Genomic DNA, 15,841 nt, shown 5'->3' with positions numbered 1-15,841 from the left:
TGACCAGCGGCCCGGGGCGGAAGTCGACGAAGGCCGGCGCATCGCCCAGCCCCAGCCGGAGTGCCGCCTCCTGCAACCCCCTGGTGGTGGCCCGGCCGTCCCAGCGCCCGGTCACCGCCCGGTGCTCGGCGGCCTGCACGGCGGCGACCAGCTCCGACACGGTGAACGAGCAATGCCCGCGCCGGGCCACGAAGGCCTGCCGCAGGAGCGGCCCGCGCGCCTGCTGGGCGTAGCGGTTCTCGAACTCCACCGGCGCGAGCTGGTCGTAGAGCGTGTGCATGGTCAGCGTCGGCACGTCCAGCCGGCCGGTCAGCGTCGACGTGCGGGCCAGCGAGGCCAGCGCCGGACGGTCGGCCCGGACGGACGCGTGCCGGGTGAGGTCGGCCAGGTCGGCCCGCAGGTCGAGCCCGGCGCGGCGATAGAGAGCCTCCACCGTGGACCGGTACGGTGACCGGGCCAGCAGGGCGGTGTAGTCCACGCCGGCGTTCCACGACGCGTTCCCGCCGGCGCTCAACTCGATGAAGTACCGCGCGGGCATGATGAACGGCAGCGTCGACACGAGCCATTCGTATTGAGCCTGCGCGATCCCGGCCGCGTCGGTGGGCGGTGTGTCCTGAGTGGACGACCAGGTCGGCATGTTCAGCAGCGCGGTCCCGAGCGCGACCCGGGCCCGCCCGGCCGGAGTCGCCTGGGCCTCGGTCGCCGCGGCGGCGAGCTGAGAGGCGGCGGCCGCGCCCTCGGCGGGACTCGCGTAACCGACGAGCGGGATGCCCGCCGCCGGCGCGAGCAACCGGGAAAGCGCAAACTCCCCGTCCAATTGGTAGTTGTTAAGGTCTATCCCGCCGCCGAGCAGCCCGCACGTGGACACCGCCGCGTCGAGCCGATGCCCGGCCCGCTCGGCCTCCTGGGTGCTGATCAGCCCGCCCATCGAGGTGCCGAGGGCGATCGTCGTGCGCGGGTGGCCCACGATCCGCTCGACGGCCGCCAGCGCGGCGAACTGGTCTCGCGTGGCCGACGACAGCGCCCACAGCGACCCGTTCGGGTCATAGGACGAACCCACCAATGCATAGCCCATTGCCAGCAGTGCCTGCCCGGTCGCGTCATTGGGCGCGTCGGCGGCGGTCAGCGTGCCGAAACCGTGGCTGTACAGGATCAGGGTGCCGCCCCAGTCGCCGGGGACGTCGGCGATCCAGGTGGCCCCGTCGGCGAGCGTTCCGGTGTAGTGGGTGACGGTGCCGCGTGCCGCGGTGGCTGAGCCGGCGCGGGTGGCGTTGCCGAGGGCGCTGTCGTTGCCGCGGGCGTCGGCGGCGGCGTTGCCGAGGGCGGTGGCGTTGTCGAGGGCGCTGGCGTTGCCGATGGCGCTGGCGTCGGCGTGGGCGGTGGCGCGGGCGGCGGTGTTGCCGCGGGCGTCGGCGTGGGCTGGTGGGGCGAGGGTGAGCGTGAGACCGAGCGGGACAGCGGCCAGAGCCGCCGCGAGACGGTGCATGATGACCTCCTGCGCAGGGTGGGGACTATGCCGTCGGGGACGAACAGCACGACCGCGATCAGCAGCAGGGCGTAGACCGCGTACGAGAGCACACTCGGCGCGTAGCTGGGCATGCCGGGCTGGGTCGCGACGACGGTCAGCAGCCGGACCACGACGGTGATGAGCGCGGCGCCGGCCAGCGCGCCGCCGATGCTGCCGATGCCGCCGACGACGGCCATCACGACGTACTCGATCGACAGCAGCACCGGGAACGAGCCCGGCGCCAGATATCCCAGATAGAACGCGTAGATGCCGCCGGCCAGGCCGGCGAAGGCCGCCGAGACGGCAAAGACCAGCAGCCGGTACGCCCCGACCGGCACCCCGCTCGCCTCGGCCGCCATCTCGCCGGTGGCGAGCGCGCGCAGCCCGCGGCCGACCCGGGAGCGCACGAGGTTCCGGGCGATCAGACTGACCATTGCAACGCTCAGAACGACCAGAATCAGATAGTCGCGATCCTGATCGAGCTCGAACGATCCGATGGACAGATACGGCAGGCCCTGGAGACCGATCGCGCCGCCCGCCCAGTCGGCCGAGGCGAGCACCGACAACAGGATCAGCTGGAGCGCCAGCGTCGCGAACGCCAGCTGGTGCCCGCGCAACCGCAGGATCGGCACGCCGACGACCGCGGCCACCACCGCAGCCGCAATCGGCGCCGCGAGAAGGCCGAGCAGCGTCGGAACACCGTGCACAGCGAGCAGACCGGCCGTATACGCCCCGATCGCGTAGAACGACGCCTGCCCGAGCGAGACCTGCCCGGCGTAACCCATGAGCAGCGACAGCCCGACCACCGCCATCGCCGACAGCCCGAGCAGGATGAGGACCGGCAGGTTCATACCGCCTCCACCACGTCGCGGCGGCCGGCCCGCGCGATCAGCACGGCGAGCATGAAGATCAAGGCCACTTCGGTCTGGTACGACGTGCTGAGGTAACCGCCGACCAGGGCCTGCACGATGCCGAGCAGCAGGCCCCCGGCAAGGGTGAGGCCGGGCCGGGTCAGGTTGCCGAGGATCGCCGCGGAGAAGCCGTTGACGACCAGGGCCACGTCGCTGTCGAAGGACACCTGCTGCACCGGCGTGACCAGCACCCCGGCCAGCCCGCCCAGCGCTCCGCCGACCGCAAAGGCGAGCAGCCCCATGCGGAGCACGTTGATGCCGACGACCCGGGCCGCGTAGGGATCGGCGGCCGTGGCGGTCAGCGCGCGGCCCAGGTCGGTGCGGGCGAAGAGCAGCGCCGCGCCGGTCAGCACCACCGCGGTGACTCCGGCGATCAGCAGGTAGTGCGCCTGGATCCGGGTGCCCAGCACGGTGACGGAGCCGGGAACTCCCGCGAAGGATCGCGGCTGATCACCCCAGATCACAATCTCGACGGCGTACGCGAGAACGCCGAGACCGAGCGTGACGATGAGAGCCGCCTGCGGCGTGGTGCCGGGTTTGCCGATGGCCACCAGTCCGACCAGCACACCGACGAGACCGGCCAGCACGACCGCGAGCCCCTCGGCCAGGCCGTGCGGCAGTCCGGCCGTCAGCAGCGTGGTCACGGTCAGCGCCGCCAGCACCGCGAAGGTGCCCTGCGCGAAGTTGACCACCCGGGTGACCCGGTAGATGACGACCAGGCCGCTGCCGGTGAGCGCGTACGCGCAACCGATCCCGGCGCCGGTGATGAGGTATCCGGCGAGCTCGCCCATCACCCCTCCAGCCCCAGATAGGCGGCCGCGACCGAGTCGCTGCCGGCCAGCGCGGCGGACGTTCCCGAGGCGGTCACCCGCCCGGCCTCGAGGACGTAGGCCCGGGTGCACAGATCGAGCGCGAGGCGCGCGTTCTGCTCGATCAGGAGCACCGCCAGCCCCTCGGTGGCGTTGCGCTCCCGCAGATGGTCGGCGAGCCCGGCCACCACCAGCGGCGCGAGCCCGAGCGACATCTCGTCGATGACCAGCACCTCGGGCCGGCTCATCAGCGCCCGTCCCAGCGCGACCATCTGCTGCTCCCCGCCGGAGAGCCGGCCGGCCCGCCGGTGCCGGAGCGGTTCGAGCGAGGGCAGCAGTCGATAGACCGGTGAGGTGTCCCGGTCCCGCCCGCGCCACGCCCCCAGCCGCAGGTTCTCGTCGACGGTCAACGGCGCAAACAGGTGCCGCCCCTCCGGCACCAGTGCGAGCCGCCCGGACACCGAGACCCGTCCCGCGGCCGGCTTCAGCAGGCCGCAGAGTGTGTTGACCAATGTGGACTTGCCCGCGCCGTTCGGCCCGATCAGCGCGACCATCTCGCCGCGACCCACCGACAGGCTGACCCCGTCGAGCGCGGTCGCCGCCCCGTACCGGACGGTCAACTCCTCGACATCGATCACTCCGCACCGCCCAGGTAGGCGGCGATCACGGCCGGATCCGACCGGATCTGGGCGAACGGACCGGACGCGATCACCCGGCCCAGATCGAGCACGGTCACCCGGTCGGCGAGCCGGGCCACGAACGCCACGTCGTGCTCGACCAGCAGGATGGACAACCCCTCGCCGCGCAGCTGCTCGATGAGCCCGGCCAGCGCCGACCGCTCCGGCCCGCGCAGGCCCGAGGCGGGCTCGTCGAGCAGCAGCAGCCGCGGCCGGCCGCACAGCGCCCGGGCCACCTGCAGCGCCCGCTGCTGCCCGAGCGGCAGGGAGTCGGCGGCCCGATCGGCGAGCGAGCCCAGCCCCACCCGGTCGAGCGCCACCGTGGCGAGCGAGCGGATCGACGCCTCCTCGCGCCGGTGCCGCGGCAGGCGCAGGACGGCCGCGACCGGCCCGGCCCCGGTGACCGCGTGCGCCCCGACCATCACGTTCTCGGCCACGGTCATCCGGTGGAACACCGGCACGTCCTGGAACGCGAACGCGATCCCGAGCCGCGCCCGCCGGTGCGGCGCCAGCCGGTCGATCCGTGCACCGTCGTAACCGACGGTCCCGGCCGTGGCGACCAGCTGCCCGCCGATCAGCTTGAACAGGGTGGACTTCCCGGCGCCGTTCGGGCCGATCACCGCGTGCGTCTCGCCGTGCGCGACGTCGAGAGAGACATCGCGCACGGCGTACACGCCCCCGAACCGCCGGGTCGCGCCCCGAACGCTCAGCAGAGCGCTCACCCGGCCAGCTTTCCCTTGGCCCAGTCCGTGGCCACGAACGCTCCGCCCTTGACCACGTTGATCGAAATGTAGTCGGAGGTCAGCCCGGCATGGTCGGTCGCCGAGTAGTGGTAGGTCCCGTTCGGGGTGGTGAGCGTGAGCCCCTCGAATGCCTGCTGGATCTTCGCGTGGTCGTCGCTGTTCGCCTTGGTCACGGCCGCGGCGAGCAGCTTCGTCCCGGTGTAGCCGTCGGCCGCGAACTGCGGCGGCGGATAGCCGTACTGCGCGGTGAACGGTTTGGACAGTTCCTCGATCGCGCTCTTCTGCTCGCCCGCCGGCAGCGCGTCGCCGACCACCGCGATCGAGCTGGCCACGAAGACGCCCTCGGCGGCCGGTCCGGCCGGCTTGAGCCACAGCGTGCTGGCCTGCGCCCCGGTGAACATCAGCGGGATGCCGAGACCCGCGGTCGCGTACTGCTTGGCGAAGGCGACTCCGGGCGGACCCGTCGCCCAGACCGTGAGCGCCTGCGCGCCCGAGGTCTTCACGTGGTTGAGCACTCCGCTGAACTCGGTCGTGGACGTCTCGAACTGCTCATCGGCGACCAGAGTCACGCCGTATTGAGCGGCCTTGGCCTTCATCCCGGCGGTGCCGGCGTTCGCGTAGGAGCTGCGGCTGTCGTGCGCCACCGCGACCTTGGTGAAGCCTTGAGCCTGGTAGTACTGCAGGATCCGGTCGGCGTACGTCGCTGAGGTCGCGGGCACCACGAAGACGTACGGATGGATGGGTTTGACCTGCTCGTCGGCGGGCGTCAGCGAGACGTAGGGAATCTTCTCGCGGTCGACCTGCGGGATCGTGGCGAGCGCCGAGTTGGAGAACGGCGACCCGAGCACCGCGGCCACGCCCGCGCCCTTGAGGTCGTTGAAGCTCAGCACCGACTGCTCGGGCTGGCTCTTGTCGTCGCGGGTGATCAGCTCGATCTTCCGGCCGAGCAGGCCGCCCGCGTCGTTGATCTGCTGCACGGCCAGCTCGACGGACTTCTTGTCCTCGCTGCCGAGTGGTGCATAGTTGCCGGTCAGGGAAACGATCAAACCAATCTTCAACGAGTCGTTCGAATCGTTGGCGTCATCGCCGCACGCGGCGATCGGAAGTAGAAGGAAAGCGCTGAGGACGGCAAGAAAACGTCGCATGAGTACCTCCGTGTACTCAGGAGCGGGTGCCGCCAAGTTAGGCGCAATCTTGACGCTGGTCAATAATCTGCCCGACTTCACGGCACATGTCGCCAACATCGCCGGTACTGTGCCGGACGTGCCCCCTGTCTCCGCCTCGGCGATCATGCTGACGTTCCTCGGCGACCACCTGCTCGACCAGGGCGTCTGCGTCTACTCCGGCAGTGTCATCGACGTGCTCGCCCGGGCCGGCGTCTCCGAGGAGGCCACCCGCTCCACGCTGACCCGGATGACCGGGCGCGGGCTGTTGCGCCGGCAACGCGGCGGCCGCCGCATGTACTTCGGGCTCACCGAGCGCTCGACCCGGATCCTGCGCGACGGCGGGGTGCGGCTGTGGCAGACGGGCGCGGTCAACCGCGACTGGGACGGCACCTGGACGCTGCTCGCCTTCTCGCTGCCGGGGGAGCGACAGCGGGAGCGGCACGACCTGCGGGCCGAGCTGGCGTGGGCCGGATTCGGCCCGGTGCAGGGCGGCCTCTGGATCGCCCCGGGCCGGCCCGACGTGTCGCAGATCCTCGACGACCTGGGGCTGGGCTCGCACATCCGGATCTTCCGCGGGCACGCCGACCCGTCCACCGACGTCGCCGAGATGATCGCCAACGCGTACGACCTGGATGCGCTCGCCGCTCGCTACGAGGATTTCCGCTCGCGTTGGGCGGCGTCGTCGGCGAAGCCGGCCGACCCGCTCGCCAGCAAGCTGCTGCTGGTGACCGATTGGCTGCAGATCATCCGGCGCGACCCGCGGCTGCCGATGGAGCATCTGCCGGCGGACTGGCCCGCGGTCGCCGCGCAGGAGCTGTTCTTCCGGCTCGACGACCTGCTGGCTGCCCCGGCCGCGGCGATTGCCGCGAGCCTGCTCGAAACCGTGCCCGACGCCGGCGAGGCGGTGCGGGACGCGGGCGAGGCCGTGCGGGACGCGGGCGAGGCCGCGCCGGCTCACGACGCCGGCTAGGCCGCCGGCTCCTGCTGTGCCCGCCGCGAGCCGCCGCCGAACTTCTTCGTGTCCCGCTTGGCGTCGTACATCGCGGTGTCGGCCGCCCGCATCAGCTCGTCGTACGCGTCCGCGTCGTCCGGGAACAGGGCGATGCCCACGCTGCCGCCGATGCGCACCTCCTGGCCCTCGATCGTGAACGGCTCGCGCAGCCGGTCCACGATGCGGCCGGCGACGGCCGTCGCCACGTGCTCGTCCGGGTCGCGGGTGAGCAGGATCGCGAACTCGTCTCCGCCGAGCCGGGAGACCACGTCGTCGTCGCGTACGGCGCCCAGAAGCCTTTTGGCGACCTGCTGCAGGAGCATGTCGCCGGCCTGATGGCCGGCGGTGTCGTTGACCTGCTTGAAGCCGTTGAGGTCGAGCAGCATGAGCGCCGCCCGGGTGCCGGTCGCGCCGGCCACCTCCACCGCCTGCTCGGCCCGATCCAGCAGGTACGACCGGTTGGGCAGCCCGGTCAGCGAGTCGTGGTACGCCTGGTGGGACAGCTGCGCGACGTGGGCCTGGGCGGCCTGGCGCATGCCGGCGCTGTCCACGATCAGCGCGCCCTCGACCGACAGCTGCTCGGCGAGGATGCGGTCGCGGCTGGTCCACTCGCGAGTCTCCGAGGCGCTCCCGCACATGATCATGCCGACCGGGCCCTGGGCCGAGAGCATCGGGATCGCGAGGTACGACTTCAGCCCCAGCGTCTTGATGATGCCGCCGTTCACCGCGGTCGCCGCCGCCGAGTTGGCGACCAGGGCCGGCTTGCCCTCGGCGATCGACTGCCACACCGGGGACTCGGCGATCGGCTTGCCGACCAGGTGCGCGAACTGGCCGTCGCCGTCCCGGGCGCCGATGCTGTGCACGTACCGGATCAGGCCCTCGCCGTCGATGAGGCAGAGCGCGCCGTAGTCGGTGCGGAACGCCTCGGCGGACGCGGCGACCAGGATCCGCCCGGCCTCCTCGACGCTGGTGGCCTCCATGCCCTTCTCGAACAGGCGCCGGACGACGTTGGACACGTGCGAGAGGAACTGGCGCTGCTTCTCGGCCGCGAGCCCCTGGAGGGTGGTGGCGAAATGCAGCGCGAGCGGCGAGAGCGTGCCTTGGCGCAAAAGGTCCAGGTGTTTGCCCGTCAACAGCAGGACGCCGAGGGTCTGACCGCCGATGCGCAGCCGCACCGCCATCCGGTCGGCGTCGACCAGCGGCTTCGCGCCGGCCGCCATCCGGAAGACCTTGCCCGCGGTGATCATGTCGCGCCCGCCCGGCTCGCCGAGGCGCGCGGCCGGGTTGAGCAGGCCGGTCTCGGAGTCGAGCTCGAAGACGGTGGCGGCGGTGAGCTCGGCCGCGGCGCGCAGGTAGGGCGCGGCGACGTCGAGCACGTGCTGCACCGACGGCGTGTCTTTGGTCATGAACGTGACGAGCTCGGTCATCAACGCCTCTTGGGGGTCGCCCAGGATGGCAGCTTCCGGCTGCACTTCGCTGCTCACGGTCACGGCTCTACGAGTCGGCACCGGCGGCGGCGGCTTGAGCGGGCGTGACGCGGGCCGCGGTGGCAGTTCGGTTGCGCGTTGCCCCCTTGGACATAGATCCTCATGAAACCTTGACGTAACCTGAGAAATCTTGTTGGACTGTGTTGGCTCATGGCGAAACACGAGCGCACTCTTCCGCTCCGAAGGGAATTTCGCGCGTGAAAACACATGTCCGGGGCCGCTGGCTGCTCGCGGCCGGGTCTGCCTCCGTCCTCCTGCTCAGCGTCGGCTCCTCCGCCTCCGCGTCCTCGTTTCCCGGGCTGGCCTCGGTCACCCCGCAGCCCGCGCCCGTGATCCAGGCCGCCGACGGGTGGCACGCCGGCATCCCGCCGATCGCCACGCCGTGGACCGGAAAGGTCACACCATCTAACGCTCTGCCCGAATATCCGCGACCGCAGATGACCCGTTCCCGCTGGCAGAACCTCAACGGCGTCTGGGAGTTCGGCAAGGCGGCCGTCGGCGAGGCGGTGCCGGCCGGTAAGACGCTCGGGGAGCGCGTGCTCGTCCCGTACCCGATCGAGAGCGCCCTGTCCGGGATCCAGCGGCACGAGGACCGCATGTGGTACCGCCGGACGTTCACCGTGCCCGCCGGCTGGAAGGTGGGCAGCGGGAACCGCCTTCAGCTGCACTTCGGGGCCGTCGACTACGACGCCAAGGTGTTCGTGAACGGCGCGCAGGTCACCACCCACCGGGGCGGTTACGACGGCTTCGACGTGGATGTCACCGGCGCGCTGACCGCGAGCGGCCCGCAGGAGCTGATCGTCTGGGCCGAGGACCTCACCGACGCGACCGGTCAGCCGATCGGCAAGCAGCGCCGCTCGAGCGACCACGGCATCTTCTACCAGGGCAGTTCCGGCATCTGGCGCACGGTCTGGATGGAGCCCGTCCCCGCCGCGAGCATCACGTCGCTGCAGCTCACGCCCTCGGTCTCCGGGGGCAACCTCAAGATCAAAGTCAACACAGCCGGCGGTACGGGGTTGAGCGTGCGTGCCGTGGCTCGCGGCGGCGGGTCCGTGGTCGGTGCCGCCGACACGCTCCTGACCCTCCCGATGCCCCATGCCCGTCTCTGGTCGCCCGATAACCCCTACCTGTATGACCTTTCTGTCGATCTGCTCGGCGGTGGTAAGACCATTGATGCGGTCGGTTCGTACTTCGGTATGCGCGAGATCGGCACCGCGCCCGGCGCCGACGGGAAGCTCCGGATCACGCTGAACGGCAAGATCCTGTTCAACATGGCCAACCTCGACCAGGGCTTCTGGCCCGACGGCCTGTACACCGCGCCCACCGACGACGCGCTCAAGTGGGATCTCGAGCAGGACAAGGCGATGGGCTTCAACGCCGTCCGCAAACACATCAAGGTCGAGCCCGACCGCTGGTACTACTGGGCCGACAAGCTTGGTCTGATGGTCTGGCAGGACATGCCTGCCGCCAACACCGGGCCGATCCCTTTGGATTGGCGTGCGCAGTTCGAGTCGGAGCTGCACGAGATGGTTCGCGAGCACCAGTCGTGGACGTCGATCGTCGCCTGGGTCCCGTTCAACGAGGGCTGGGGCGAGTGGAGTCGCGACGACACCGGCCGGATCGCCACCGAGGTGAAGGCGCAGGACCCGTCCCGCCTCGTCAACGCGCACAGCGGCGTCAACTGCTGCAACTCGCACGGCGACTCCGGGGCGGGCGACGTCATCGACTTCCACCAGTACCTCGGGCCGGCATCACCGGCGCCCTCCGGCAACCGGATCGCTATCGACGGCGAGCACGGCGGCTTCGGCCTCAAGACCTCCAATCACATGTGGTTCGGCGACGGGCAGGCATACGAGATGGAGCCCGACTCCCCGACGCTGACCTCGAAGTACGTCGCCAACCAGGAGGCCGTGATCACCTCGGCCACGTACTGCGGCATCAGCGCGGCCATCTACACGCAGATCACCGACGTGGAGGCGGAGCTCAACGGCTTCTTCACGTACGACCGGCAGGTGGCCAAGATGGACCTTCGCAAGGTCCGAGCCATCAACCAGAAAATCATCAAAACAGCAGACGGTTCCGGGGCGAACGTCCCGCAGCCTCCGGCCGGCACGCCGGGCCTGACCGGGATCGCCTTCTGGCCGTTGGACGGTTCTTACGGCACACTCAAGCCGGTCGGGGATGCCCCGTTTGTCGCGGGACATTCCGGACAAGCCGTCGCGCTGAACGGCGGCTACCTAGATGCCGGATCACCGGTCCTGAACACCGCCTCCGACTACTCCGCCGCCGCCTGGGTCAAGCTGGACAAAGCGGACGGCGCCTTCCAGACCATTATCAGCCAAGATGGTCCGACCAATAGCGACTTCTACCTTCAGTACTCCGGCGCCGACCAGCGCTTCGCAATGAGCTTCGCGGGGGTGCGAGCCTTGGCGCCGGCCAAGCCCGAGGTGGGCCGCTGGTACCACCTGGTAGGTGTCCGCGACACCGTCAAGGGCGAGCTGCGCCTCTACGTGGACGGCCAGCCGGCCGGCACCGCGAGCGCCTGCATGCCCCAGGCCGCCCCCACCGGCAACACGGTCATCGGCCGAGGCAAGTACGGCGGCAACCAGGTCGACTTCCTGGACGGCACCGTCGACCAGGTCCACCTATACGACCGGGCCCTGACCGCCGACGAGATCGCCCAGCTCTACTCCTCCGGCCAGTAGCCCGTCCCCAAGGGAGAAGGCGGCCCGGCAAGGCCGCCTTCTCCCGCCGCTCTTCTCCCGCCGCTCTTCTCCCGCCGCTCTTCTCCCGCCGCTCTTCTCCCGCCGCCCTTCTCCCGCCGGCTTCCGGCATGGCGGCCTGCGGCACCCCCGGCCTCCCGCCGGGCGTGCGGGCCCACCTTTCGTTGGGCGTGCGGGCCCGGCCCGGAACTGGTTGTCTGGCCGGGTGGCAGCGGGGGTATGGGCGCTTCGCCGATTCCGCCTGTTCTGGGCGGCCGACACGATCAGCGCCGCCGGCGGTGCGCTCTCCGCCGTGGCCCTCCCGCTTCTGGCGATCGAGACCCTGCATGCCTCCGACACCGAGGTGGGCGTGCTCCGGGCCGCCCAGACCCTCCCGTTCCTGCTGCTGGCGATCCCGATCGGCCTGCTCGCCGACCGCGTCTCCCGGCGCCGGTTGCTGCTGGCGGCCGACGCCGTACGCGTCCCGCTCACGCTGACCATCGCCCTGACCGGCGCCGCGATTCCGGTGAGCGGCCTGGTCACCCTGGTCTTCGCCATCGGCACGGCCACCATCGCGTACGAGGTCGCCTACCTCTCCGCCCTCCCCGAGTTGGTGGCCGCCCCCGCCGACCTCCCTGCGGCAAACCGTGCCGTCGAGTCCGCCCATGCCGGCGCCACCCTCGTGGGCCCGGCGCTAGGTGGCGCCTTGGTGTGGCGATCTCCGCCCCCGCGGTCATAGCACTCGACGCCCTGTCCTTCGCCATCGCCGTGGCGCTGACCGCCATCAACCGCTGGGACCGTCCGCCCCCGTCGCCCCGGGATGGCCCGGACCGTCCGCCTGCGGTGCCGCGCGACGGCCGGGATCGGCCCGCTGGGCGGCGCCTTGCTGCTGGCTGGGCATGGCTGCGGGGCGATCGGTATGTCCGGCCGTTGACGCTCTACCTGGCCACGAACAACCTTGCCGCCCAGGCGTTCCAGACGGCGTTGCTGCTCTTCGTCGTGCGCACGCTGGATCGCGGGCCGGCCGCGGTCGGCCTGGCGGTGGCCGCCACAGGGTGCGGGTTCCTGGCCGGGGCGCTGGTCAGCCCGGGTGCGGCCCGCCGCTTCGGCACCGGCCGGGTGGTCATCGCCGCCTCGCTGATCGGCGCCCTTGGCATTGCCCTGGTCGCGCTCGCGCCGGCCGGGACTCGGTCGGCGGGCGGTGCCGCGGAGCTAGCCTTGGTCCTGGTCGGCGCGGGCCTGGCCGGCGCCGGTTCGGGCCTGTTCAACCTGCACTCGATCGCGATACGTCAGGCGATCACGCCGCCCACCCTGCTGGGCCGGGTCAACGCCGTCGTCAAAACCATCTCCTACGGCTCGGCCACCGCGGGCGCCTTCCTCGGCGGCGTCGCGGCCACCGCCTTCGGTCCGCGCGCGGTGATCGCCACCGCCGCCGCGCTCTCCGCGGCGGCCACCACGTGCCTGCTCACCCCACCGATCCGCACCCTGACGACCACCCCGGTCCGCGAAGAGGTCTAGCCCTCGATCGGGCGCAGGCGACCACCCAGGCCCGCGAAGGCGCCCAGCCGCGACCGGACCCCGCCGACCACCCCGGTCCGCGATGACGCCTGACCCGCGACCGGACCTTGGCGACCACCCAGGCCCGGGAAGCCCTCGAACAGACGCTGGCGACCACCCCCGGGTTCGCGAAGGCGCTCGGCCCGCGATTCGGTGGGGGAGAGCGGTCAGTCGTTCGGGTCGGCGGGCTGGTTGGCGCGGTCCAGGGCCAGGTCCAGGGCGAGGACGCTGGCGATGATCAGAAGGGGGTTGATGTGGGCGGCTACCTGGACGGCGTAGGTGTCGCGGATGGTCAGCCAGCGCTTGGAGACCGCGGCCACCTCCTGGCCGTTCTGCTCGATCACGTACTCGTGGTCCAGCAGGTCGCCCTTCATCTCCAGGTCGTCGGGGCCGGGGACGTCGATGGTGAACTTGTCGCGGAAGGGGGTGAAGAGCTTCTTGCGGACCTCGGCCGCCTTCTCGCCGGCGATGCGGATCTCGTAGGTCTGGCGCAGGGCGATCAGCTGGCGGTGGACCGAGGCGACCTCGTCGCCGTTGAGATCTTCGATGACCACCTTGTCGCGGACGGTGAAGACCTTGCCGTCGACGTGGAAGAGCTTGTTGCCGTGCTCGTCCAGGACGTCGAAGTCGTCGCCGAAGGCGAAGAAGCGTTCCCTGATCACATACATGCCGCCGATTTTGGCACCCCGCCGCGCCGGCCGCTGAGCGCGGCCCCGCGTACGTCAAATGGCTTGTTGGCGGGCTTTGGCGACGTCGGCGAGCAGGTTGTCCCAGGTCTCGTCGGGGCGCATGGGGATCTGATGTGGCGTGCGGGAGCTGGTGTACTCCCACCAGGCGGCCACGCGGACGGGCCAGAGGCCGACGCGGATGGCGCCGCGGAGGAAGCAGCGGTGGGCCAGCAGGGTGGCGGCAATTGTCTGAGGGTCCAACTCTTCGGCGTCGACGGCCTTGCCGAGGGCGCGCACGTCGCGGTGCATCTCGGAGTACGCGATCATCGTGGGCATGGCGGGGACCAGCAGCTCGGCGTGCTCGGCGATGAGGTCGTCGGCGTAGGCGGGGGTGAAGACCAGGTCCTGGACGGTGACGATCAGCGGGAGGATCTCGTGGCCGCGGCGGATGTCGAGCTGGACGGCGGGCTGCTCGGTGGGGACGTAGACGTCGAAGGCCTCGGTCACGTCGTCGGGGTCGAGCGTCGCCGTGTCGCCGAGCGCGGGCTGGTGGATGTGCAGAGCACCCCGTCGTATGGTGACCTCGACGCCGGGGACCTCGGCCAGCGCCTCGGTCAGTTCGTAGCTCCGCATGCGCCCGTTATACGTCATGGGTTCAAGATCAAAAAAAGCCCGTTAAACAAATGTTTCTCAGGGGTATCTGAGTGATTGCGGTGGGAGCGCTCCCATGCGATGCTGTGCGAACAGCCGGGAGCGATGCCCCTCGATGCGGTTCCGGCTGATCCCCCTGGCGCGAGGGTGCGCCACTCCGCATGTCTCGAGGAGCCACCACATGAGACCTGTCCTCATCCGCGGTCTGACCGCGGCCGCCGCGGCAACGCTTGTCACCGGTCTCGGCATCTTCGCCGCGACCAGCGCGAGCGCGGCTGCCGGCTGTCGCGTCGACTACTCGGTGAACCAGTGGAACACCGGGTTCACCGCGAACATGACCGTCACCAACCTGGGTGACCCGATCTCCGGCGGCTGGAACGTCACCTGGACCTTCCCGGGCAACCAGACGATCACCCAGGGCTGGAGTGCGACGATCACCCAGTCCGGCCAGAACGTCACGGCGGCCAACCCCTCCTGGTCGACGTCGATCGGCACGAACGCCAGCGTGAATTTTGGTTTCAACGCCAATTGGTCTGGCAGTAACACCGCACCGTCCACCTTCAAGCTCAACGGCACGGCGTGCACGGGCGCGGTCCCGACCACGTCGCCCACGTCGAACCCGACATCGAGCCCGACCAGCTCACCGACGTCGAGCCCGACAAGCAGTCCGACCAGCAGCCCGACCGGCAACCCGGGCGGCGGCAAGGTCGACAACCCGTACGCGGGCGCCAAGGGCTACGTGAACCCGGAGTGGAAGGCCAAGGCCGACGCCGAGTCCGGCGGCAGCCGCGTCTCCAACAACCCGACCGCCGTCTGGATCGACCGGATCGCCGCGATCGCGGGCACGACCGGCAGCAGCTCCAACGGCTCGATGGGCGTCCGCGCCCACCTGGACGCCGCAGTAGCGCAGGGTGCCGGCTACATCCAGTTCGTGATCTACGATCTGCCCGGCCGGGACTGCTCCGCGCTCGCCTCCAACGGTGAGCTCGGGCCGAACGACCTGCCGCGGTACAAGTCGGAGTACATCGACCCGATCGCCGCGATCGAGGGCGACGCGAAGTACAAGTCGATCCGGATCATCAACATCGTCGAGATCGACTCGCTCCCGAACATCGTCACCAACACGGCCGGACAGGCCGGCGCGACCGCCATGTGCGACACCATGAAGGCCAACGGCGGTTACGTGAACGGCATCGCCTACGCGCTGAACAAGCTGGGCGCGCTGAGCAACACCTACAACTACATGGACGCGGCGCACCACGGCTGGATCGGCTGGGACTCGAACTTCGGTCCCGTCGCCGACCTCATGTACCAGACCGCCGTCGCCTCCGGCAGCGTCAACAACCTGGCCGGCTTCATCACCAACACGGCCAACTACTCGGCCCTGCAGGAGCCGTACTTCACCATCAACTCGTCGGTGAACGGCACCAGCGTCCGGCAGAGCAAGTGGGTCGACTGGAACCAGTACGTCGACGAGCTCTCCTTCGCCCAGGCGTTCCGCACCAAGCTGGTCAGCGAGGGCTTCCCCTCGACGATCGGCATGCTGATCGACACCTCCCGCAACGGCTGGGGCGGCTCGGCCCGCCCGACCAAGGCGAGCACGTCGACCAACGTGGACACCTTCGTGAACGAGTCGAAGATCGACCGCCGGATCCACGCCGGCAACTGGTGCAACCAGTCCGGCGCCGGCATGGGCGAGCGCCCGAAGGCGGCACCAGCCTCCGGTATCGACGCCTACGTCTGGGTCAAGCCTCCGGGCGAGTCGGACGGCTCCAGCTCCCTCATCCCCAACAATGAGGGCAAGGGCTTCGACCAGATGTGCGACCCGACCTACACCGGCAACGCCCGCAACGGCAACAGCATGAGCGGCGCGCTGCCCAACGCTCCCATCTCGGGTGCCTGGTTCTCGGCACAGTTCCAGCAGCTGATGACCAACGCGTACCCGCCGCTCTCGTAACCCGCCCCCATAACC

At 70.4% G+C, this 15,841-nt stretch carries 13 protein-coding genes; 5 read left to right on the top strand and 8 right to left on the bottom strand.

Going from position 1 to position 15,841, the window contains the following annotated elements; translation table 11 throughout:
* Window positions 1-1,152: 1,152 nt before the first annotated feature.
* From A3CQ_RS57455 to A3CQ_RS0116305, 5 genes are read right to left on the bottom strand one after another with little or no spacing between them, the layout of a single operon-like run.
* Window positions 1,153-2,358 carry a branched-chain amino acid ABC transporter permease gene (locus tag A3CQ_RS57455; protein ID WP_020512014.1) on the bottom strand — a complete coding sequence of 402 codons (1,206 nt, stop codon included), beginning with the start codon at window positions 2,356-2,358 and terminating at the stop codon, window positions 1,153-1,155.
* A complete protein-coding gene (locus A3CQ_RS0116320; protein WP_020512013.1) occupies window positions 2,355-3,209 on the bottom strand; it encodes a branched-chain amino acid ABC transporter permease in 855 nt (284 codons plus the stop codon). Before A3CQ_RS0116320 ends, A3CQ_RS57455 begins: the two co-directional genes overlap by 4 nt.
* Window positions 3,209-3,865 carry an ABC transporter ATP-binding protein gene (locus tag A3CQ_RS0116315; RefSeq protein ID WP_020512012.1) on the bottom strand — a complete coding sequence of 219 codons (657 nt, stop codon included), beginning with the start codon at window positions 3,863-3,865 and terminating at the stop codon, window positions 3,209-3,211. Before A3CQ_RS0116315 ends, A3CQ_RS0116320 begins: the two co-directional genes overlap by 1 nt.
* Window positions 3,862-4,626, bottom strand: coding sequence for an ABC transporter ATP-binding protein (locus tag A3CQ_RS0116310; RefSeq protein ID WP_020512011.1), 765 nt, complete (start codon window positions 4,624-4,626; stop codon window positions 3,862-3,864). The genes A3CQ_RS0116315 and A3CQ_RS0116310 overlap by 4 nt, the downstream gene beginning before the upstream one ends.
* A complete protein-coding gene (locus A3CQ_RS0116305) occupies window positions 4,623-5,792 on the bottom strand; it encodes an ABC transporter substrate-binding protein (protein WP_020512010.1) in 1,170 nt (389 codons plus the stop codon). Before A3CQ_RS0116305 ends, A3CQ_RS0116310 begins: the two co-directional genes overlap by 4 nt.
* 118 nt (window positions 5,793-5,910) lie before the next feature.
* Here A3CQ_RS0116305 and A3CQ_RS53080 point away from each other — a divergent pair, with 118 nt between their 5' ends.
* Window positions 5,911-6,783 (top strand): PaaX family transcriptional regulator, encoded by an 873-nt coding sequence (locus A3CQ_RS53080; protein WP_245577247.1) that lies wholly within the window; start codon window positions 5,911-5,913, stop codon window positions 6,781-6,783.
* On the opposite strand, the gene A3CQ_RS0116295 is transcribed toward A3CQ_RS53080, so the two are convergent.
* Window positions 6,780-8,288: a sensor domain-containing diguanylate cyclase gene (locus A3CQ_RS0116295; protein WP_245577246.1), complete on the bottom strand. Its 1,509-nt coding sequence runs from the start codon at window positions 8,286-8,288 to the stop codon at window positions 6,780-6,782. The genes A3CQ_RS53080 and A3CQ_RS0116295 overlap by 4 nt on opposite strands.
* A gap of 200 nt (window positions 8,289-8,488) precedes the next feature.
* Between A3CQ_RS0116295 and A3CQ_RS0116290 the strand changes: the two genes are divergently transcribed.
* The 3 genes from A3CQ_RS0116290 (at window position 8,489) to A3CQ_RS0116280 (ending at window position 12,511) form a co-directional block, all read left to right on the top strand.
* On the top strand, window positions 8,489-10,996 hold the full coding sequence (locus A3CQ_RS0116290) for a glycoside hydrolase family 2 (RefSeq protein WP_020512007.1): 2,508 nt from the start codon (window positions 8,489-8,491) through the stop codon (window positions 10,994-10,996).
* Between the two features lie 223 nt (window positions 10,997-11,219).
* A complete protein-coding gene (locus A3CQ_RS0116285) occupies window positions 11,220-11,732 on the top strand; it encodes an MFS transporter (RefSeq protein ID WP_020512006.1) in 513 nt (170 codons plus the stop codon).
* Window positions 11,705-12,511 (top strand): MFS transporter, encoded by an 807-nt coding sequence (locus A3CQ_RS0116280; RefSeq protein WP_157295944.1) that lies wholly within the window; start codon window positions 11,705-11,707, stop codon window positions 12,509-12,511. The genes A3CQ_RS0116285 and A3CQ_RS0116280 overlap by 28 nt, the downstream gene beginning before the upstream one ends.
* 206 nt (window positions 12,512-12,717) lie before the next feature.
* On the opposite strand, the gene A3CQ_RS0116275 is transcribed toward A3CQ_RS0116280, so the two are convergent.
* Both A3CQ_RS0116275 and A3CQ_RS0116270 read right to left on the bottom strand, forming a co-directional pair.
* Window positions 12,718-13,218: an LURP-one-related/scramblase family protein gene (locus A3CQ_RS0116275; RefSeq protein ID WP_020512004.1), complete on the bottom strand. Its 501-nt coding sequence runs from the start codon at window positions 13,216-13,218 to the stop codon at window positions 12,718-12,720.
* Between the two features lie 54 nt (window positions 13,219-13,272).
* On the bottom strand, window positions 13,273-13,851 hold the full coding sequence (locus tag A3CQ_RS0116270; protein ID WP_020512003.1) for a hypothetical protein: 579 nt from the start codon (window positions 13,849-13,851) through the stop codon (window positions 13,273-13,275).
* A gap of 199 nt (window positions 13,852-14,050) precedes the next feature.
* Between A3CQ_RS0116270 and A3CQ_RS0116265 the strand changes: the two genes are divergently transcribed.
* Window positions 14,051-15,826 (top strand): glycoside hydrolase family 6 protein, encoded by a 1,776-nt coding sequence (locus A3CQ_RS0116265; protein ID WP_020512002.1) that lies wholly within the window; start codon window positions 14,051-14,053, stop codon window positions 15,824-15,826.
* The last annotated feature ends 15 nt before the right edge of the window (window positions 15,827-15,841 follow it).

Origin of the sequence: Paractinoplanes globisporus DSM 43857 (assembly GCF_000379645.1) — a bacterium.
In the GTDB taxonomy this organism is placed as follows: domain Bacteria; phylum Actinomycetota; class Actinomycetes; order Mycobacteriales; family Micromonosporaceae; genus Actinoplanes; species Actinoplanes globisporus.
This window is presented reverse-complemented; position numbering and strand designations above follow the sequence as displayed.